Source organism: Streptomyces sp. WAC04114 (genome assembly GCF_019733245.1).
Classification (GTDB): domain Bacteria; phylum Actinomycetota; class Actinomycetes; order Streptomycetales; family Streptomycetaceae; genus Streptomyces; species Streptomyces massasporeus_A.
Map to the genome: position 1 here is coordinate 1 of NZ_JAIGQA010000164.1, position 18,846 is coordinate 18,846.

General features: G+C 72.6%; 17 protein-coding genes. 10 read left to right on the top strand and 7 right to left on the bottom strand.

The annotated features are described in order from the left end of the window. Nucleotides 1–384 precede the first annotated feature (384 nt). Together K4G64_RS30945 and K4G64_RS30950 are read right to left on the bottom strand one after the other, a co-directional pair. Entirely contained in the window at nucleotides 385–1,152 is a 768-nt protein-coding gene (locus K4G64_RS30945; protein WP_221759248.1) for a hypothetical protein, read from the bottom strand. Between the two features lie 165 nt (nucleotides 1,153–1,317). Then, nucleotides 1,318–2,991 (bottom strand): PucR family transcriptional regulator, encoded by a 1,674-nt coding sequence (locus K4G64_RS30950; RefSeq protein ID WP_221759249.1) that lies wholly within the window; start codon nucleotides 2,989–2,991, stop codon nucleotides 1,318–1,320. Between the two features lie 306 nt (nucleotides 2,992–3,297). On the opposite strand from K4G64_RS30950, the gene K4G64_RS30955 reads away from it, so the two are divergent. The 5 genes from K4G64_RS30955 (at nucleotide 3,298) to K4G64_RS30975 (ending at nucleotide 9,932) form a co-directional block, all read left to right on the top strand. Beyond that, on the top strand, nucleotides 3,298–4,188 hold the full coding sequence (locus K4G64_RS30955; RefSeq protein ID WP_221759250.1) for a xanthine dehydrogenase family protein subunit M: 891 nt from the start codon (nucleotides 3,298–3,300) through the stop codon (nucleotides 4,186–4,188). Further along, on the top strand, nucleotides 4,188–4,772 hold the full coding sequence (locus K4G64_RS30960) for a (2Fe-2S)-binding protein (RefSeq protein ID WP_221759251.1): 585 nt from the start codon (nucleotides 4,188–4,190) through the stop codon (nucleotides 4,770–4,772). The genes K4G64_RS30955 and K4G64_RS30960 overlap by 1 nt, the downstream gene beginning before the upstream one ends. A gap of 2 nt (nucleotides 4,773–4,774) precedes the next feature. Then, complete coding sequence (locus K4G64_RS30965; protein ID WP_221759252.1) at nucleotides 4,775–7,174, top strand: xanthine dehydrogenase family protein molybdopterin-binding subunit; 2,400 nt, start codon at nucleotides 4,775–4,777, stop codon at nucleotides 7,172–7,174. Nucleotides 7,175–7,284: 110 nt separating this feature from the next. Beyond that, on the top strand, nucleotides 7,285–8,742 hold the full coding sequence (locus K4G64_RS30970; RefSeq protein WP_221759253.1) for an NCS2 family permease: 1,458 nt from the start codon (nucleotides 7,285–7,287) through the stop codon (nucleotides 8,740–8,742). 38 nt (nucleotides 8,743–8,780) lie between these two features. After that, entirely contained in the window at nucleotides 8,781–9,932 is a 1,152-nt protein-coding gene (locus K4G64_RS30975) for an XdhC/CoxI family protein (RefSeq protein WP_221759254.1), read from the top strand. Nucleotides 9,933–9,968: 36 nt separating this feature from the next. On the opposite strand, the gene K4G64_RS30980 is transcribed toward K4G64_RS30975, so the two are convergent. Both K4G64_RS30980 and K4G64_RS30985 read right to left on the bottom strand, forming a co-directional pair. Next, a complete protein-coding gene (locus tag K4G64_RS30980; protein ID WP_221759255.1) occupies nucleotides 9,969–10,409 on the bottom strand; it encodes an SRPBCC family protein in 441 nt (146 codons plus the stop codon). A gap of 28 nt (nucleotides 10,410–10,437) precedes the next feature. Next, nucleotides 10,438–11,205, bottom strand: a complete 768-nt coding sequence (locus K4G64_RS30985; RefSeq protein WP_221759263.1) for a polysaccharide deacetylase family protein — start codon at nucleotides 11,203–11,205, stop codon at nucleotides 10,438–10,440. A gap of 166 nt (nucleotides 11,206–11,371) precedes the next feature. On the opposite strand from K4G64_RS30985, the gene K4G64_RS30990 reads away from it, so the two are divergent. After that, entirely contained in the window at nucleotides 11,372–12,373 is a 1,002-nt protein-coding gene (locus tag K4G64_RS30990; RefSeq protein ID WP_221759256.1) for a glycosyltransferase, read from the top strand. Then, on the top strand, nucleotides 12,370–12,954 hold the full coding sequence (locus K4G64_RS30995; protein ID WP_221759257.1) for an HAD family hydrolase: 585 nt from the start codon (nucleotides 12,370–12,372) through the stop codon (nucleotides 12,952–12,954). The genes K4G64_RS30990 and K4G64_RS30995 overlap by 4 nt, the downstream gene beginning before the upstream one ends. A gap of 12 nt (nucleotides 12,955–12,966) precedes the next feature. On the opposite strand, the gene K4G64_RS31000 is transcribed toward K4G64_RS30995, so the two are convergent. Further along, nucleotides 12,967–13,287, bottom strand: a complete 321-nt coding sequence (locus K4G64_RS31000) for a DUF3040 domain-containing protein (RefSeq protein ID WP_221759258.1) — start codon at nucleotides 13,285–13,287, stop codon at nucleotides 12,967–12,969. Between the two features lie 103 nt (nucleotides 13,288–13,390). Next, complete coding sequence (locus tag K4G64_RS31005; RefSeq protein WP_221759259.1) at nucleotides 13,391–14,317, bottom strand: polysaccharide pyruvyl transferase family protein; 927 nt, start codon at nucleotides 14,315–14,317, stop codon at nucleotides 13,391–13,393. A gap of 157 nt (nucleotides 14,318–14,474) precedes the next feature. Here K4G64_RS31005 and K4G64_RS31010 point away from each other — a divergent pair, with 157 nt between their 5' ends. Together K4G64_RS31010 and K4G64_RS31015 are read left to right on the top strand one after the other, a co-directional pair. Then, the gene (locus K4G64_RS31010; protein WP_221759260.1) at nucleotides 14,475–15,317 is read left to right on the top strand and encodes an AraC family transcriptional regulator; all 843 of its coding nucleotides are present in this window, start codon (nucleotides 14,475–14,477) and stop codon (nucleotides 15,315–15,317) included. Between the two features lie 64 nt (nucleotides 15,318–15,381). Then, complete coding sequence (locus tag K4G64_RS31015) at nucleotides 15,382–15,837, top strand: glyoxalase/bleomycin resistance/extradiol dioxygenase family protein (RefSeq protein ID WP_221759261.1); 456 nt, start codon at nucleotides 15,382–15,384, stop codon at nucleotides 15,835–15,837. A gap of 8 nt (nucleotides 15,838–15,845) precedes the next feature. On the opposite strand, the gene K4G64_RS31020 is transcribed toward K4G64_RS31015, so the two are convergent. Then, nucleotides 15,846–17,456 carry an MFS transporter gene (locus K4G64_RS31020; protein ID WP_374206462.1) on the bottom strand — a complete coding sequence of 537 codons (1,611 nt, stop codon included), beginning with the start codon at nucleotides 17,454–17,456 and terminating at the stop codon, nucleotides 15,846–15,848. 218 nt (nucleotides 17,457–17,674) lie between these two features. On the opposite strand from K4G64_RS31020, the gene K4G64_RS31025 reads away from it, so the two are divergent. Then, nucleotides 17,675–18,846: Re/Si-specific NAD(P)(+) transhydrogenase subunit alpha (locus tag K4G64_RS31025; RefSeq protein ID WP_221759262.1), on the top strand; the 1,172-nt coding region annotated here is incomplete at its 3' end.

The window sequence follows — 18,846 nt, forward strand, 5'->3', positions numbered from 1 at the left end:
GGGAGCACTTCGCGGGGGCGGCTGCTGCCGGCTGAGTGGTGCCTTCGCCTTCGCCTTCGCCTTCGCCTGGAGGGTGGGTCGGGGCCGCGCCGGGGGGTGTCCGTCCTCGGAACGGCGCGATGGACCTTCATACCGACTGACTGTCCGTTGACGCGCCAACCGCTGCGGGCGGACACCCCCCGACACGGCCCCTCGCGTACGACGGCGGGTGCGGGAGCGTCGTGGCGCGCCCAGCTGCGGGCACGCGCCGCTCAGCCGCGGGCATGCGTGCCGCGGGGGGCGGCACGGGTGGGCGTGGGGGTCCCCCTGCTCGAGCGAAGCCGAGAGCTTGGGGGGCACCCCGCTACGCCGGGCTGCGGCCCACCCGGCCTTGGCAGCAACGCGTCAAGCCGTCGCCGCCGGCGGAACCGGAGGAGCCAACTGGCGGGACAGCCACGTCGGTACGCCCCCGAGGAGGCGGAACAGGCGGCGGGCCTCCTCGCGCAACCGGGACGCCTCCGGCTCGGTCTCGGTGTCGGCCAGGGACACCAACGCCGGGGCCGTGCCCACCAGATAGCCCAGCTCCTCCCGGATCCGCAGCGACTCCGCGAAACCGTGCCGCGCCTCCGCCAACTCCCCTTCCCGCAGGGCGAGTCCCGCGAGGTGACGCCATGTGAAGGACAGCAGCAGCGGGTCGGCGTGCGCCGTCGCGCCCGCGTGGGCCCGGCGGTACGCGGCCCGGGCGGCCTGGGGCGCGCTCGTCAGGTTCTCCGCCAGCAGCCCGCGACGGAAGTCCAGCAGAGCCCGCGCCGGAGCCCCCGGAGGGACCAGCGCCGCCGCCCGCCCCAGCGCGGCCCGCGCCTCGTCGGCCCGGTCCCGCACCGCGAGCAGCGTCGCCGCGTAGGCCAAGTACCCGCGTTCACAAGCGGCCGCGCCGCGTTCCTCGTCGCTGTGGGCCATCGCCTCGGCCGTGCGCAGCGCGTCCTCGGCCTCCTCCCAGCCCTGCTCGGTGTACAGACACCGTTCCACCAGCAGCGACGCGCGTTGCAGCGCCGCCGCCGGTGTGGCCGGCAGCAGCAGGGCCGCCGCGTCGGCCCAGCACCCGCGGGAGCGCAGCCGCCATACCGCGGTCTGGAGGGGATCGTCACCGGCGGTCGTTCCGTTACCAGACATGGCGGTATGCGCCACGTTGCCCTCCCCGAGCACGCCATCGAGCTGTTGAGTGGTGGCGGCATCTCAGCACGAATCGGCGGGCCGGGCCAAGGGGGTGGGTGAAGGATTTCACAAAGTCGTGGGACTCGGGGGTGCCCCGGGTTTGCCGCCGGGACACCCCGCGTATCAGCTCATGCGCAGTGCCAGGAAGAAATCCAGCTTGTCCTCGAGCCGCGACAGATCACGACTCGTCAACTGCTCGATCCGGCCGACCCGGTAGCGCAGCGTGTTGACGTGCAGGTGCAGACGGGTGGCGCAGCGCGTCCAGGAGCCGTCGCAGTCGAGGAAGGCCTCCAGGGTGGGGATCAGCTCGGCGCGGTGGCGGCGGTCGTATTCGCGCAGGGGGTCCAGGAGGCGGGCCGTGAAGGCCCGGCGGACGTCGTCCGGGACGAAGGGCAGCAGCAGGACGTGCGAGGCCAGTTCCTGGTGGCCGGCCGCGCAGACCCGGCCCGGGCGGGCCGCGGCGACGCGCCGGGCGTGGCGGGCCTCCTCCAGCGCGCCCCGCAGGCCCTCCGCCGAGTGGACGGCGGCGCTGACGCCGAGGGTGAGGCGGCCGTCGTCGTTCAGGCCGGCCGTGAGGGGCTCCCGTACCGATGCCAGGAGCACGTCCGCGAGAACGCCCGTCTCGGAGCCGTCGTGCTCGGCGGAGACGGCCGGGAGGGGGACCAGGGCGATGGCCTCGCCGCCCGTGTGGGCCACGGCGATGCGGTCGGAGTGCTCCGGCCCGGCGACCGCGGGGTCGACGAGGACCTCCTCCAGCAGGGCCTGCGCCACCGGGCCGCCCTCGATCTCCTCGCCCTCCCAGTCGACGCGGGCCACCACGACCTGCCAGTGCGGCGCGGCGCCCAGGCCGGGCAGCAGCACCGGCGCGGCCACGCGCAGCCGGGCGGCGATCTCGGCGGGTGCCGCGCCCGTCTGGACCAGTTCCAGGACCTCCTGGGCCAGGCGGCGGCGGACCGTGCGGGCCGCGTCGCGGCGGTCCCGCTCGACCGCGATCAGCTGGGTGACGCCGTAGAGCAGGTCCAGGCGCTCCTCGGGCCAGTCCCCGGCGTCCGCCTCCACGGCCAGCAGCCAGTCCGACAGGACGGTCTCGCGGACGTCCCGGGCCGGCTGCGGGGAGCGGCCCGTGGAGCGGATCGGGAACAGGGAGTACGTCGTGGCCCCCAGGGCGACGCGGTGCGGGCCGCGGCGGCCCGTGCGGGTGGCGGCCAGGTGCTCCCCGGCGAGCCGGGCGCACGTTTCGGCCGGCAGGGCGGGCCCCGCCGCCTTCGAGCCGGCGATCGGGCGGCCGGTGGGGGAGAGGACCCAGGCCCGCAGGTCCAGGTCCGTGCCCAGCAGGTCCAGGACCACGTCCGGGCCGCCGCCCGCGGGCCCCGAGGTCATCATCCGGCGGTGGCGGTCGACGACCGCCGCGAGATCGCCGGCGCGCTCGCCGGACACCTGCCGTACGACGTGCTCGGTGATGGTCGCGAACGCCACCGACTCGTGCACCGCGAAGAGCGGCAGGCGGTGCCGGGCGCAGGCCACGACCAGGTCCTCGGGGACGTCCCCGAGCTCGGCCTCGCCCGCGGCGAGGGCCGTGACACCCGCCTGCACCAGGATTCGGACGAAAGGCTCCGAGTCGTCGGCGTCCCGGCGCCAGGCCAGGCCCGTGAGCACCAGCTCGCCGCCCGCGAGGTAGCGGCTGGGGTCGCGGAGGTCGGTGGTCATCACACCCCGCACGGTGCGGTCCAGCTCGTCCTCGCCGCCGAGCAGCTTGAGGCCCAGCGCGTCGGTGTCCAGCAGTGCGCGCAGCCGCATTCTCGTCGCCGCCGTTCTTTGTCTCGAAATCAAACCCTGGCCGGGCTGTGTCCCAGGTCACGCGGCCGTGTCGCGTGTTTCCACAGGAGAACGAGGAGGTTTCTGTGGACCTCCGTTCATACGAATCTACAAGATGCCTGTCCTGGCCAGCCAACTCCTTCATGGTTTCCGTGACTGACTCGGTCGGCGCAACGCGCTGTGTACTGAGGCCACTACGCGTTAACAGCACATGAACGAGCCGGGACCGCCGCACACGGATTGGCTCAATCTGAACGCCCCACGAGAAGACGAAGAAGAGAGCCGGTCATGGACTTCCTTCGCCCCGCCAGCTGGGAGGAGGCGCTCGCCGCGAAAGCCGAGCACCCCACAGCTGTGCCGATTGCGGGTGGCACCGACGTGATGGTCGAGATCAACTTCGACCACCGCCGGCCCGAGTACCTCTTGGACCTGAACCGCATCGGCGACCTCTCCGAGTGGGAGGTCGGCGAGGACAGCGTGCGGCTCGGTGCCTCCGTGCCGTACACGAAGATCATGGAGAATCTGCGCGCCGAGCTGCCGGGTCTCGCCCTCGCCTCGCACACGGTCGCCTCCCCGCAGATCCGCAACCGCGGCGGCGTCGGCGGCAACCTCGGCACCGCCTCCCCGGCCGGTGACGCCCACCCCGCCCTGCTCGCCGCGGGCGCCGAGGTGGAGGTCGAGTCGGTGCGCGGGAGCCGTCTCATCCCCATCGACGCGTTCTACACGGGCGTGAAGCGCAACGCGCTGGCGGCCGACGAGCTGATCCGCGCCGTACACGTGAAGAAGGCCGATGGGCCGCAGCAGTTCTCCAAGGTGGGAACCAGGAACGCGATGGTCATCGCCGTGTGCGCCTTCGGGCTCGCGCTGCACCCCGAGACGCGGACCGTGCGGACCGGGATCGGCTCGGCCGCCCCTACACCCGTCCGGGCCAAGGCCGCCGAGGAGTTCCTGAACGCCGCCCTGGAGGAGGGCGGCTTCTGGGACAACGGGCAGATCATCACCCCGTCGGTCGCCAAGCAGTTCGCGGACCTGTGCTCCGCCGCCTGCAACCCGATCGACGACGTCCGGGGCACCGCGAGCTACCGCCGCCACGCGGTCGGCGTCATGGCCCGCCGCACACTGACCTGGACCTGGGAGTCCTACCGCGGCACCCGCCGCCTCACCGAGGGAGCTGCGTGATGCGTGTCAACTTCACGGTCAACGGCCGTCCGCAGGAAGCCGACGACGTGTGGGAGGGCGAGTCCCTGCTGTACGTGCTGAGGGAGCGCATGGGCCTTCCCGGGTCGAAGAACGCCTGTGAGCAGGGCGAGTGCGGCTCGTGCACGGTCCGTCTGGACGGTGTGCCGGTGTGCGCGTGCCTGGTCGCCGCCGGGCAGGTGGAGGGCCGCGAGGTCGTCACCGTCGAGGGGCTCGCCGACTTCGCCAAGCAGCGCGCCGAGGGCGGCTGCGCGTCCGGCGCCTGCGGGGGGACGACGTTGCAGAACGCCCAGCAGTGGGAGGCCAAGGGCAGCGACTCGCACACCGGTGAGGGGACCGAGCTCTCGCCGATCCAGCAGGCGTTCATCGACGCCGGCGCCGTCCAGTGCGGCTTCTGCACGCCCGGCCTGCTGGTCGCGGCCGACGAGATGCTGGAGCGCAACCCGACGCCGAGCGACGCGGACATCCGCGAGGCGCTGTCGGGCAATCTGTGCCGCTGCACCGGCTACGAGAAGATCATGGATGCGGTCCGCCTCGCGGCCGCCCGGCAGTCGGAGGCGGTCTGATCATGGCGTCCCCCAGTGGAACCCCCACGAAGATCACCCAGGGCTCCCGGACCAAGGGCGGCATCGGCGAGTCCACGCTGCGCCCCGACGGCACCCTCAAGGTCACCGGCGAGTTCGCGTACTCGTCCGACATGTGGCACGAGGACATGCTGTGGGGGCAGATCCTGCGCTCGACCGTCGCGCACGCCGAGATCGTGTCCATCGACACGGGCGAGGCCCTGGCCATGCCGGGCGTCTACGCCGTGCTGACGTACGACGACCTGCCCACCGACGTGAAGAACTACGGGCTGGAGATCCAGGACACCCCGGTCCTCGCCCACGGCAAGGTCCGCCACCACGGCGAGCCGGTCGCCCTGGTCGCCGCCGACCACCCGGAGACCGCGCGCCGGGCGGCCGCGAAGATCAAGGTCGAGTACCGCGAGCTGCCCGTCATCACCGACGAGGCCTCCGCGACCGCCCCGGACGCGCTGCTCGTCCACGAGAACCGCGACGACCACCACGCCGGGCACGTCCCGCACCCCAACATCGTGCACCGCCAGCCGATCGTCCGCGGTGACGTCACGGCCGCCCGGGAGCGGGCCGACGTGATCGTCACGGGCGAGTACACCTTCGGCATGCAGGACCAGGCCTTCCTCGGCCCCGAGTCCGGCCTCGCCGTACCGGAGGAGGACGGCGGCGTCCACCTCTACATCGCCACCCAGTGGCTGCACAGCGACCTGCGCCAGATCGCGCCCGTGCTCGGCCTGCCCGAGGACAAGGTGCGCATGACGCTCTCCGGCGTCGGCGGCGCGTTCGGCGGCCGCGAGGACCTGTCGATGCAGATCCACGCCTGCCTGCTGGCCCTGCGCACCGGCAAGCCCGTCAAGATCGTCTACAACCGGTTCGAGTCGTTCTTCGGGCACGTCCACCGCCACCCCGCGAAGCTGTACTACGAGCACGGGGCCACCAAGGACGGCAAGCTCACCCACCTGAGGTGCCGGATCGTCCTGGACGGCGGCGCCTACGCCTCCGCCTCGCCGGCGGTCGTCGGCAACGCCTCCTCCCTGTCCGTCGGCCCGTACGTGGTCGAGGACGTCGACATCGAGGCCATCGCCCTCTACACCAACAACCCGCCCTGCGGCGCGATGCGCGGCTTCGGCGCGGTCCAGGCGTGCTTCGCCTACGAGGCGCAGATGGACAAGCTCGCCGCGAAGCTCGGCATGGACCCGGTGGAGTTCCGCCGGCTCAACGCCATGGAGCAGGGCACGCTCCTGCCGACGGGACAGCCCGTCGACTCCCCGGCCCCGGTCGCCGAACTGCTGCGCCGCGTCAAGGCGATGCCGATGCCGCCGGAGCGCCAGTGGGAGTCCAGCGAGGGCGCCGACGTACGGCAGCTGCCGGGCGGCCTGTCCAACACCACGCACGGCGAGGGCGTCGTACGCGGCGTCGGCTACGCCGTAGGCATCAAGAACGTCGGCTTCTCCGAGGGGTTCGACGACTACTCCACCGCCAAGGTCCGCATGGAGGTCGTCGCCGGCGAGCCCGTCGCCACCGTGCACACCGCCATGGCGGAGGTCGGCCAGGGCGGCGTCACCGTCCACGCGCAGATCGCCCGCACCGAGCTGGGCGTCACGCAGGTGACCATCCACCCGGCCGACACCCAGGTGGGCAGCGCCGGTTCGACCTCGGCCTCCCGGCAGACCTACGTCACCGGCGGCGCGGTGAAGAACTCATGCGAGCTGGTGCGCGAGAAGGTCCTGGAGATCGGGCGCCGCAAGTTCGGCTCCTACCACCCGGCCTGGGCGACGGCCGAGCTGCTCCTGGAGGGCGGCAAGGTCGTCACCGACGGCGGCGAGGTCCTCTCCGACCTGGCCGACGTGCTGGAGGGCGAGACCGTGGAGGTCGAGGCGGAGTGGCGGCACCGGCCGACCGAGCCCTTCGATCTGCGCACCGGGCAGGGCAACGGGCACGTGCAGTACTCCTTCGCCGCGCACCGGGCCGTCGTCGAGGTCGACACCGAGCTCGGCCTGGTGAAGGTCATCGAGCTGGCCTGCGCCCAGGACGTCGGCAAGGCGCTCAACCCGCTGTCGGTGCTCGGCCAGATCCAGGGCGGCACCACACAGGGCCTGGGCGTGGCCGTCATGGAGGAGATCGTGGTCGACCCGAAGACGGCGAAGGTCAAGAACCCCTCCTTCACCGACTACCTGATCCCCACCATCCTCGACACGCCGACCATCCCGGTCGACGTCCTCGAACTCGCCGACGAGCACGCCCCGTACGGGCTGCGCGGCATCGGTGAGGCACCGACCCTGTCGTCGACCCCGGCCGTCCTCGCGGCGATCCGGAACGCGACCGGGCTCGAGCTGAACCGGACTCCGGTGAGGCCCGAGCACCTGACGGGCACCCAGCTCTCCGAGGGCTGAGCAGTCACGTCCCCCTGGGGGCTTCGTCCCCCAGGGCCCCTTGTTCGTCTCGGGCCGTCCCCCGGGTCGTGAACATCCCAACCCCCTTTGAAACTTGGGAGACGGCACCCATGACCCAGCAATCACTGGAGCCGAGGACCACAGCCGACGACGCGGGTGAAGGCACCCGCGTCCCGGCCGGACGGTCCTGGCTCGACCGGTACTTCCACATATCCCACAGAGGGTCCACGGTCGCCCGTGAAGTGCGCGGCGGCATCACGACCTTCATGGCGATGGCGTACATCCTCCTGCTCAACCCCCTGATCCTGTCCGGCAAGGACGCCGCCGGGGTCACGCTCGCCCAGCCGGCCCTCATCACCGCGACCGCGTTCGCGGCGGCGGTCACCACCCTGCTCATGGGCTTCGTCGGCAAGGTCCCCCTGGCCCTCGCCGCCGGTCTCTCGGTCTCCGGGGTCCTCGCCTCCCAGGTGGCACCCGAGATGACCTGGCCGCAGGCGATGGGCATGTGCGTGATGTACGGCGTGGTCATCATGCTGCTGGTCGTCACCGGCCTGCGCGAGATGATCATGAACGCGATTCCGCTCGCGCTCAAGCACGGCATCACCATGGGCATCGGCCTGTTCATCGCTCTCATCGGTTTCTACAAGTCGGGCTTCGTGCACCAGGGCAAGGCCACGCCTCTCGCGCTCGGCCCGGCGGGCGAACTGGCCGGCTGGCCCGTGCTGCTGTTCGCCGGGACCCTGCTGCTGATCTTCATGCTCCAGGCCCGGAACATTCCGGGCGCCATCCTCATCGGCATCGTCAGCGGCACGGTCGTCGCGGCGATCCTGAACGCGGCGGGTGTCATCGCCCCCCGGCAGTGGGCGGGCGGCGCACCCGAACTGCACGGCAGCGCGGTGTCCATGCCCGACTTCTCGCTCTTCGGGGACGTGCGGTTCGGCGGCTGGGGCGAGGTCGGCGCGATGACGGTCGGAATGATCGTCTTCACGCTGGTGCTCGCCGGGTTCTTCGACGCGATGGCCACCATCATCGGCGTCGGCACCGAGGCCAAGCTCGCCGACGACAAGGGCCGCATGCCGGGCCTGTCCAAGGCGCTGTTCATCGACGGGGCCGGCGGCGCGATCGGAGGCGTGTCCGGCGGTTCCGGCCAGACGGTGTTCATCGAGTCGGCCACGGGAGTCGGCGAGGGCGCCCGCACCGGTCTGGCCTCCGTGGTCACGGGCCTGTTCTTCGCGGCCTGCCTGTTCTTCACCCCGCTCACCGCGATCGTGCCGCAGGAGGTCGCGTCCGCCGCCCTGGTCGTCATCGGCGCCATGATGCTGATGAACGCCCGGCACGTGGACTGGGCCGACCGGGCCACCGCCATCCCGGTGTTCCTCACGGTCGTGCTGATGCCGTTCACCTACACCATCACCACCGGTGTCGCCGCGGGCGTCATCTCCTACGTCGCCATCAAGACCGCCCAGGGCAAGTGGCGTGAGATCGGCGCCTTCATGTGGATCCTCACGGCGGTGTTCGTCGTCTACTTCGCCCTCAACCCGATCGAGAGCTGGCTGGGCGTCCACTGACAGCCCCGTCCGCCGCAACCCCAAGGAGACCGAGACAGATGCTGGACATCGCCGAGGAGCTGAACCGGTGGGTCGAGCAGGGCCGTGACTTCGCCGTGGCCACCGTGGTGGCCGTCGGCGGCAGCGCGCCCCGGCAGCCCGGCGCCGCGCTCGCGGTGGACGCCGAGGGCACGGCGATCGGCTCGGTCTCCGGCGGCTGTGTGGAGGGCGCGGTCTACGAACTGTGCGAACAGGCGCTGCGGGACGGCGAAACCGTCCTGGAGCGCTTCGGATACAGCGACGACGACGCCTTCGCCGTGGGCCTGACCTGCGGCGGTGTCATCGACATTCTGGTCACTCCGGTTCGGGCCGCCGATCCGGTCCGCCCGGTGGTCGGGTCCGCGCTCGCCGCCGCCGCCACCGGGGAGGCGGCGGCGGTGGCGCGGATCGTGTCGGGCCCGCGCGAACTCACGGGCCGGGCCCTCGTCGTCCGCCCCGACGGCTCCGGCGAAGGCGGCTTCGGCGCCCACCCGGAACTGGACCGCACGGTCGCCGCCGAGGCCGGCGCCTTCCTGGACGCCGGGCGCACCGGAACCCTGGAGATCGGCGAGCAGGGCTCTCGCTGCGGGGCGCCCCTCACGGTCCTGGTCGAGTCCTCGGTCCCGGCCCCCCGCATGATCGTCTTCGGGGCGATCGACTTCGCCTCCGCCCTGGTCCGCATGGGCAAGTTCCTCGGCTACCACGTCACCGTGTGCGACGCCCGCCCCGTCTTCGCGACCCGGACGCGCTTCCCGGACGCCGACGAGATCGTCGTCGAGTGGCCCCACCGCTACCTGGAGCGCACGGACGTCGACGCCCGTACGGTGCTGTGCGTCCTCACCCACGACGCCAAGTTCGACGTGCCCCTGCTGAAGCTGGCGCTGCGCCTGCCGGTGGCGTACGTCGGTGCCATGGGCTCCCGGCGCACCCACCTGGACCGCAACGCCCGCCTGCGGGAAGTGGGCGTCACCGAACTGGAGTTGAGCCGGCTTCACTCGCCGATCGGCCTGGACCTCGGGGCCCGTACGCCCGAGGAGACGGCCCTGTCGATCGCGTCGGAGATCGTCGCCGGGAAGCGGGGCGGCAGCGGGGTCTCGCTGACCGGGGCGCACACGCCGATCCACCACGAGCCGGGGTCGCAGGCGGTAGGGCGGATCGGGTCGGTGGCCTGAGGCCCGGCCGGGAACCGCCCCACCGGCGACGGCTCGTCAGGGCTGTCGGAGCAGGCAGTTCAGGGCCCGGCCGAAGACGTACCGCGACGAGCGCCGCACCACGCCGTCGAAGAGCGACGGCAGGAACCGGATCCGGATCTCCTCACGCCAGATCACCCGCGTACGGCCCCCCGGCCCCGGCCTCACCTCGAGTTCGGCCCACCCGAGCACCACACGGCCCCGCTTCTCCAGCCGGCACACCCCCGCTGTCCCGTCCCCCGGCGGCTGCCACACCGTGACCTCCATCGGGTCCTCGAAGACCAGCGGCCCGGCGCCCGAGCGGGCCACGACGCGTGACCCCTCACGCGTCGGGCCGGGCGGCTCCAGACTGACCACCGTCAACGGGACCGCCTCGCCGTGTCGCGGCCACCGTGTGATCCGCCGCCACGCCTCGTCGAGAGGGAGCGGGACGGTGCGTTCGAGCAGGAAGTTCGCCACCCCCCGATCGTAGGGAACCGGCGGGGAGTTATCGGTACACCTCGCCCGGTTCCGCCTTCCCCGGCGCGAGCAACTGGGGCACCGTGACGAAGACGAAGCCGCGTTCCTTCAGCGCGTCGATGATCCCGGGCACCGCCGGCACCGTTCCGTCGTAGAGGTCGTGCAGGAGGATGATCCCGTCCCGGGAGGACTGGGCGAGGACCCGGCGGGTGATCAGGTCGGAGTCGGTCGTCCGGTAGTCCTTGGCCGTCACGCTCCACAGCACCTCGGAGAGGCCCAGTTCACGGCTGATGGCGTGCACGGTGTCGTCGGTGCGGCCCTGCGGCGGGCGCATCAGGGTCGGGCGCCGGCCGGTGAGGCGTTCTATCTCCTCGTTGGGGCGCTCCAGTTCTTCGCGTATCTCCTCGGGTCTCAGCTCGGTCAGGATCTTGTGGTCCCAGGTGTGGCTGGCCACTTCGTGGCCCTCGTCGGCCATCCGCCGCACCAGCTCCGGGTACTTCTCGATGTGCCGCTTGCCGAGCAGGAAGAAGGTCGCCGGGACCTGCTTCTCCTTCAGGATGTCCAGCAGCCGTGCGGAGTGCTCGCTCGGCCCGGCGTCGAAGGTCAGCGCGATGCACTTGACCTCACGGCAGTCGACGGCACCGAAGCGGACCGTCTCGATGTCCGTGGCCGGGCGGGCCCGTACGGCGCTGGGGGAGGTGGTGTCGGCCCCGGTGCAGCCGCTCAGGGCGAGGGTGAGGGCGGCGGTCGCCGCGAGCGTCCCGGCCGTTCGGAACGCGGTCCCCGTTTTCTTCATCTTCTGGGTCGGAGAAGGCATGCCGGGACTATATATCGCGTGTATACACGTGGTTTATAGTCTCCGAGGTGTTCCCTGACGGCCTGGCTCGGGGTTTGAGGGAGCCCTGCTGCGGCACTCGCCAGCACGGTAGTTCGCGCACGCCGCCGGAGGGAGGGCCGCCCGTATGACCCCGTACGCCGTCGTGATCCCCACCCTCGCCTCGGACACCCTCGCCGACTGTCTCGCCGCGCTCGCCGCCGCGAACGGACCGCGCCCCGAGGAGATCGTCCTCGTCGACGACCGGACCGAGCGCGAACCCGGCCCGCTGCAGCATCCGTTGAGCGTCCTCGGAGACCTGCGGGAGCGGACCATCGTCCTGGGCGGCGGCGGTCGTGGGCCCGCCGCCGCCCGCAACACCGGGCTGCGCGCCGTGCACACGCCGTGGACCGTGTTCCTCGACGACGACGTCCAGGTGGGCGCCCGCTGGTGCGAGCAGCTGGCCGAGGACCTCGCCGAGGCGTCCCACGACACCGCCGGCGTCCAGGGCGTCCTCGCCGTGCCGCTGCCCGGCGAACGCCGGCCCACCGACTGGGAACGCGGCACCGCGGGACTCGTCCGGGCCCACTGGGTCACCGCCGACATGGCCTACCGCACGGAGGTCCTCAAGCAGGTCGGCGGCTTCGACGAACGCTTCCGGCGCGCCTTCCGGGAGGACGCCGACCTCGCGTTGCGCGTCCTCGACTCGGGCTGGCGCATCCGGCAGGGCCGCCGCACCACCCGCCACCCCGTGCGCTCGGCCTCCCGTTGGGCGTCCGTGCGCCAGCAGCGCGGCAACGCCGACGACGCCCTCATGCGGCATCTGCACGGCCCCGACTGGTGGGACAAGGCCGTCGCGCCCCGCGGACGGATCCGCTCCCACGCGGCCATCACGACCGCCGGGGTCGCCGCCTGCGCCCTCGCCGCCACCGGGCACGGCCGGGCGGCCACGGCCTGCGCGCTCGGCTGGGCGGCCGGCACGGCGGAGTTCGCCCGGGCCCGCATCGCCCCAGGCCCGCGCACCCGTCACGAGGTGACGACGATGCTGGCCACCAGCGTCCTCATCCCGCCCACCGCGACCTGGCACCGGCTGGCGGGTGCCTGGCGCCACCGTCACACCCCCGCCTGGCAGGAGGAGGCAACCCCGTGAGCCCGGTGAAGACCGTGCTGTTCGACCGCGACGGCACGCTGGTCGAGGACGTCCCGAACAACGCCGACCCCGACCGCGTACGTCCCCTCGAGGGCGCCCGGGAGGCGGTCGGCCTGTTGCGCGGGCGCGGCATCCGCACCGGCGTCGTCACCGAGCAGCCCGGTGTCGCGGGCGGACTGCTCACCGACGCCGACGTCCGCCGCGTCAACCACCGCGTCGACGAACTCCTCGGCCCCTTCGACGTGTTCGCCGTCTGCCCGCACGGCCCCGACGACGGGTGCCACTGCCGCGGGCCCGAGCCCGGCATGCTGCTCTGGGCGGGCGGGCGGATCTGCACCGGGCCCGCCGAACTCGTCGTCGTCGGCTCCACCGCCGCCGGTGCCCAGGCCGCGCGCCGGGCGGGCGCCCACGGCATCCTCGTCCCGAACGGGCACACCCGCCCCGAGGAGACCGCACGGGCCGACCACGTCGCCCCGGACCTGCTCACCGCCGTCCGCGCGGTGCTGGCCGGGCCGCCGAAGGGCCGTGTCCTCGCAGACGAACGCCCCATCCGGCAGGCGTTCACGGCCGACCCGGAGTGACGGGGCGGCTTCTCAGCTTCCGCACCACCGGCACATCAACCGGAGGACGGCGAACATCGTCAGCGGCCATATCGCGGCGAACGCCCAGATCACACCCGGCTCGGACGTGACGATCCCGGCCACCATCAGCCCGGCCGACACCGCGACCAGGACCGCCACGGTCCAGACGCGGGGACGGTAGGCGGCCAGACGGGCCAGGACGCGGGCCGGGTCGGGGCGGCGGCTCACCCGGTGGGTGCGCAGCTTGCGGTCGAGGCGGCGGTCGCGGCGCAGCGCGCGTTCCATCTCGTCGAGGATGCGCTGCTCGTTCTCGGGAAGTCGGCCGATGGACACGCTCTCTCCTTCCGGGCGGCCGGACCGTCTCTCCTTCAGGGGGACGTGCGGCGGGGGAAGTACGGCGGGGACGTACCAGCGGGTGCCCCGTGGGGCCTCCGTGCTAACCGGGAACGGGCCGCGCCAGCGCTTCGACGAGCCGGTCCGCGCTGTCCGGCACGGTGCCCTCGCGGAACCCGTCGCGGATCTGCCGCGCGGTCACCCGGCCGCCGGTCAGGCACCAGTCCCACCAGCGGTCCAACCGGCGCACGTCCAGCTGCTCGGCGGGCACCAGCGCGGGCCAGCCGCAGGCACGGGCCTGCGCGGTCAGCTTGGCGCCGCCCGCGACCGGGTCGACGGCCAGCACCGGCGTGCCGACCCGCAGCGCGATCACCAGCCCGTGCAGCCGGTCGGTGACGACGAGGTCCAGCCGGGCCAGCACGGACTGCAGCTGCGCGGGCGTCGCACTCAGATGCCAGTCGTGCGTGTCCAGCCGGGTCTCCAGCTCCAGGCGGCCGCAGTCCTTCGCGGCCAGCCAGCGCGTCACCTCCTCGGCGACCTGCCCGTGCCGCCGCAGCTGCCCGTACTCCAGCTGCCCGTGCGCGAGGATCACCCCGACGACGGGCCGCGCCGGCACGTCCGGGGCGCGAGCCGCGAGATCCTCCACCGGCTCGCTGTCCGGCCCGTCCCGGGGCAGCACCCGGTGGAAGCCGGTCACCGCCGAGCTGCCGGGGTCGATCACCGAGGTGCCGACGGCGATCCGCACGCAGTGCGCGAACCGCCGGTGCAGCTCCTCGACCTGCGGCCCGTGCAGCGGGCCGCACACGAACACCAGGTGGGTGTAGTCCTCGGGCCACAGCCGGTCCAGATGCAGCGCCTCCGGACGGAAACGGGGACTCCAGGCGACGTCGTAGGGGATGCCCGTCCCCCGCATGACGTCCTCCACCCGGCGCAGGGCCAGCACGTCCCCGGCGGTCGCCTCACGGTCCCGGAAGCTGAACCACCCGGTGAGCAGGACCCTGCGCGGTCGTATGCCGTCTTGTGTGTGCACATGCCCTGAGTGCCCGCCCGACGAGGGGTGCAATCGAGGCAATATGCGCATTTGCCTAGCGGCCACCGGGAGGCGAGAGACGGCGCAGGCCAGAGAGGGCGCAGGCAGGCGGAGGTGACGCGGCTGCCGCCGTGGTGCGCGGTCGTAGGCTGGCCGTATGGCTCGTACGGCGGGGGAGTCGCCCGTCGCCCTGACGATGCGGCCTTCGGCGCCCGCGCTCGGGGCGGTGATCGGTGCGATGGGCTATGTGGAGGGGCGGTTCGCGCACTCCGCCGAGCTGGCCCTGCCGACCGGTGGGGCGCAGCTGCTGGTGAACCTGGACGGGGACGCCCTGTCCTCGTCGCCGTTGAAGGGCGCCCCTCGGCGTACCGGGGGCGCCGCCCTGCACGGGCCGTACACGGAACCGGCCGTGATCGACCCGGCGCAGCAACGAGCCGTCCTGTGGGTGGCGTTCCGGCCCGCCGGTGCCCACCCCTTCCTCGACGTCCCCGTCTCGGAGGTCCGCGACCAGCTCGTCGGCCTCGACGACCTGTGGGGCACGGACGGTGCGGTGCTGCGCGAGCGACTGCTCGAGGCCGTGGCAGCCGGTGGGCCCCGGGCCGGACTCCGGGTGCTGGAGACGGCCCTGACGGACCGGGCGCGGCGCCCGTTGGAGCCCGACCCGGCGGTCCGTCTCGCCGCGGCCCGGCTCGATCGCGGCACACCCGTCGCAGAGGTCGCCGACCGGCTCGGCTGGACGACCGGGCGGCTGGCCCGCAGATGCACCGAACAGCTGGGCCTGACGCCCAAGCGGTACGCGCGGATCCGGCGCTTCCAGCGGTTGCTGCGCCGGGTGAACGCCGGGCACGGGCCGCCGGACTGGGCGGTCCTCGCCGCGGACTGCGGCTACCACGACCAGGCCCACCTGATCCACGAGTTCCGCGCCCTGGCCGGCATCACCCCGACCGCGTACGCACCGCGATCGCCGCACGAACGCAACCACGTTCCGCTCGGCGGCTGACGGATACCGTCCGGGCGGCGGTTTTCTACAATCCACGCCGCCGGAAACCCGCGACCGTGACGTCATGACGCATGCAAACACCACACCCGCCGTCACCCGCCTCCACGCCCGCCTCGTGGTCTCCGACGCGGCCCGGGCGATCGACTTCTACCGGGACACCCTCGGCGCCGAGGAGATCGAGCGCTACACCGGCCCCGACGGCAGGATCGTGCACGCGATGCTGCGACTGGGCGGCGCCGCGATCGCGGTCAAGGACGCCGACACCGCGGACCCGGCGCCGACGTCCCTCGGCGGCAGCCCGGTGATCATGGCGCTCGACGTGCCCGACGCCGACGCCGTGGCCGAGGCCATGCTGCGGGGCGGGGCGACGGTGGTGTACCCCGTCGCCGACCAGCACTACGGGCAGCGCGGGGGCCGCCTCGCCGACCCGTTCGGACATCTCTGGATGATCTCCCAGACCATCGAGGACCTGACGCCCGAGCAGATCCAGCAGCGGACGACGGATCTCTTCACGTCCTGACGGCCTCGTCAGCGGGCCTGCGCCGCCGGTTCCTCCACCTTCGCGTTCGCATCCACCCTGCCGCCCGGATGCCGCAGGGCGCACAGGAAAGCGATGCCCAGCGCGATGGCCATGCCGTAGAACACCCACTGGTTGGCCTCCGCGAAGTCCATGCGGATCGCCGACATCGCGTCCCGGGTCGCCTCGGCAGCGGGGCCGGTGCCGGTGGGCGGCCGGGCGTCGCCGTTGCCCGTGACGGATTCGGTGACGTCACGCGCCGTGCTCTCCGCCGTCCCGGCGGGCACGCCGCGGGACTCCAGGGTGCCCGTGACGTTGTCGGTCGTGGCATGCGTCAGGATCGTGCCGTAGATCGCCATGCCCACGCTGGCCGCGAAGTTGCGCACGGTCTGGGTGATGCCGGTGACCTCGCCGTAGGAGGTGCCGATGGCCCGGTTCACGGCGTCCGTCGACGCCGGTGCCAGGATGAAACCGATACCGGCCCCGGCGAGCGCCGCGTAGAGCCACTGGTCGTGCATGTTCAGGTTGGTGAGTTCGCCCGCCCAGAGCGCGAACCCGACGGCGCCGACCACCCCGCCCATTTTCAGGGCGGGCCTGGCGCCCTTCTTGTCGAGGATCCGGCCGCCCCACTGGGAGGCGATCGCGAAGCCCACGAAGATGTACAGCAGGAACAGCGCCGCCTGGTTCGGCGAGGCGCTCAGCGACACCTGGGCGTAGACGGAGGCGAAGAAGAACAGCGGAACGAACGCGAGCATCGCGAAGAACAACACCAGCGCGTCCACGCTGAACGCCTTGTCGCGGAAGACCCGCAGATCGATCAGCGGATGCTCCACCCCGCGCTCGAAGCGGACGAACCCCGCCAGCACCGCCAGCCCGCCCACGATGCACACCCAGGTCGCCCAGCTGCCCCAGCCCCAGGAGAACGCCTGCTGGAAGCCGAGGACGCTCAGGCCCATGCCGACCGCGATCAGGACGGCACCCGGCACGTCCAGCGTGCCGGACCGCCTCCGGTCGGAGATGTGCGCCATCGCCGTGAGGACGAGCGCCACAATGGCCACGGGCACGTTGACCCAGAACACGGCGCGCCAGGTCCAGTTCGTCAGCCAGCCGCCCAGCAGCGGACCGATGGCGGTCAGCGCCCCGGTCACCCCGAAGAACAGGGCGAGGGCACGCCCGCGCCGCTCGACCGGGAACACCGCCACCACCACGGCCAGGGCCGCCGGGAACAGCAGCGCCGCCCCGAAGCCCTGGGTGGCGCGGAAGGTGATCAGCCAGGCCTGCGCGGCGCCGCCCTCGGGGACGCAGCCGCACAGCACCGACGACACGACGAACACCACCGTGCCGATGACGACGATCCGGCGCGGCCCGTAGAGGTCCGCCAGACGGCCGCCCAGGGCGAAGAACGCGGCGAGGGCCAGCAGATAGGCGTTGACCACCCACTGCATGCCGGAGGACGACAGACCCAGTTCGCGGACGATGTCCGGGGCCGCGATCGACACGATGGTCTGGTCGATGAAGGTCATGGCGACGGCGAACATCATCGCCGCCAGCGCGACACTCTGGTGCGGTGCGGATCGGGAAGGGGTCGCGGCCTCGCCGCGCCCCGGGCGCGTGCTAGTCACCACAACAGTCTGCGCCCGGCCGTGTCACGTCGCATCACAGGACTCTTTCCGCCCCGCGCGGCACACTAATACCCCCGAACGCCTCGTTCGGCAACCCCTGGGAGGTGTGAGGACGACCTCCCTGGCCATGTGACCACGGTCCGCCACGGATGCCGCGTCGAACGTGCAGGATGCGGGGACCGTACAGACAGGCAGTCGAACGACGGGAGAGGCAGACGATGGTCCCAGCGGAACCGCAACCCCAGGGGATCGGCATTCCGGCCGAATCCACTGCGGGCGAGACCAGGGTGGCGGCGACGCCGGCCACCGTGGGGAGACTCGTCGCGCTCGGGTACGACGTGACGGTCGAACCGGGAGCGGGAGCCGCGTCCCGCTTCTCCGACGAGGCGTACGAGCAGGAGGGGGCCCGGCTCGGCGACCCGTGGCAGGCGGACATCCTGCTGAAGGTCAACGCCCCCTCGAGCGAGGAGATCGGCCGGCTGCGCGACGGGGCGACGCTGATCGCGCTGATCAGCCCGGCCCTCAACCCCGAACTGGTCGAGGAACTGGCACGCCGTCCGATCACCGTGCTCGCCATGGACGCCGTGCCGCGCATCTCGCGCGCGCAGTCCCTGGACGTCCTCAGCTCGATGGCGAACATCGCCGGGTACCGTGCCGTGGTCGAGGCCGCGCACGCCTTCGGGCGCTTCTTCACCGGCCAGGTCACCGCCGCCGGCAAGGTGCCGCCCGCCAAGGTGCTGGTGGCCGGGGCCGGGGTCGCCGGACTCGCGGCGATCGGCGCGGCCCGCAGCCTCGGCGCCGTCGTCCGTGCCACGGACCCGCGCCCCGAGGTGGCCGAGCAGGTGCGGTCCCTGGGCGGGGAGTTCCTGACGGTGACCGCCGAGCAGGAGGTGAGCACCGACGGCTACGCCAAGGCCACCTCGGACGACTACAACCGGCTCGCCGCGCAGCTGTACGCCGAGCAGGCCGCCGACGTCGACATCATCATCACCACCGCGCTCATCCCGGGCCGCCCCGCGCCGAGGCTCATCACCGCCGAGGACGTGGCGCGTATGAAGTCCGGCAGCGTGATCGTCGACATGGCCGCCTCCCAGGGCGGCAACGTCGAGGGCACGGTCGCCGGGAAGGCCGTCGTCACCGACAACGACGTGACGATCATCGGCTACACCGACCTGCCCGGCCGGCTCCCCGCCCAGGCCTCGCAGTTGTACGGCACGAACATCGTCAACCTGCTGAAGCTGCTCACCCCCGGCAAGGACGGCCGGCTCGTCCTCGACTTCGACGACGTGGTGCAGCGCTCCATCACCGTGGTCCGCGAGGGCGAGAAGACCTGGCCGCCGCCCCCGGTCCAGGTGTCCGCCGCACCCGCCCCGGCCGCACCGAAGGAGCC

Coding starts and splice junctions, on each gene's coding strand:
- K4G64_RS30945 (WP_221759248.1), bottom strand. CDS start 1,152: ATGTCTGGTAACGGAACGACCGCCGGTGACGATCCCCTCCAGACCGCG.
- K4G64_RS30950 (WP_221759249.1), bottom strand. CDS start 2,991: ATGCGGCTGCGCGCACTGCTGGACACCGACGCGCTGGGCCTCAAGCTG.
- K4G64_RS30955 (WP_221759250.1), top strand. CDS start 3,298: ATGGACTTCCTTCGCCCCGCCAGCTGGGAGGAGGCGCTCGCCGCGAAA.
- K4G64_RS30960 (WP_221759251.1), top strand. CDS start 4,188: ATGCGTGTCAACTTCACGGTCAACGGCCGTCCGCAGGAAGCCGACGAC.
- K4G64_RS30965 (WP_221759252.1), top strand. CDS start 4,775: ATGGCGTCCCCCAGTGGAACCCCCACGAAGATCACCCAGGGCTCCCGG.
- K4G64_RS30970 (WP_221759253.1), top strand. CDS start 7,285: ATGACCCAGCAATCACTGGAGCCGAGGACCACAGCCGACGACGCGGGT.
- K4G64_RS30975 (WP_221759254.1), top strand. CDS start 8,781: ATGCTGGACATCGCCGAGGAGCTGAACCGGTGGGTCGAGCAGGGCCGT.
- K4G64_RS30985 (WP_221759263.1), bottom strand. CDS start 11,205: ATGAAGAAAACGGGGACCGCGTTCCGAACGGCCGGGACGCTCGCGGCG.
- K4G64_RS30990 (WP_221759256.1), top strand. CDS start 11,372: ATGACCCCGTACGCCGTCGTGATCCCCACCCTCGCCTCGGACACCCTC.
- K4G64_RS31010 (WP_221759260.1), top strand. CDS start 14,475: ATGGCTCGTACGGCGGGGGAGTCGCCCGTCGCCCTGACGATGCGGCCT.
- K4G64_RS31015 (WP_221759261.1), top strand. CDS start 15,382: ATGACGCATGCAAACACCACACCCGCCGTCACCCGCCTCCACGCCCGC.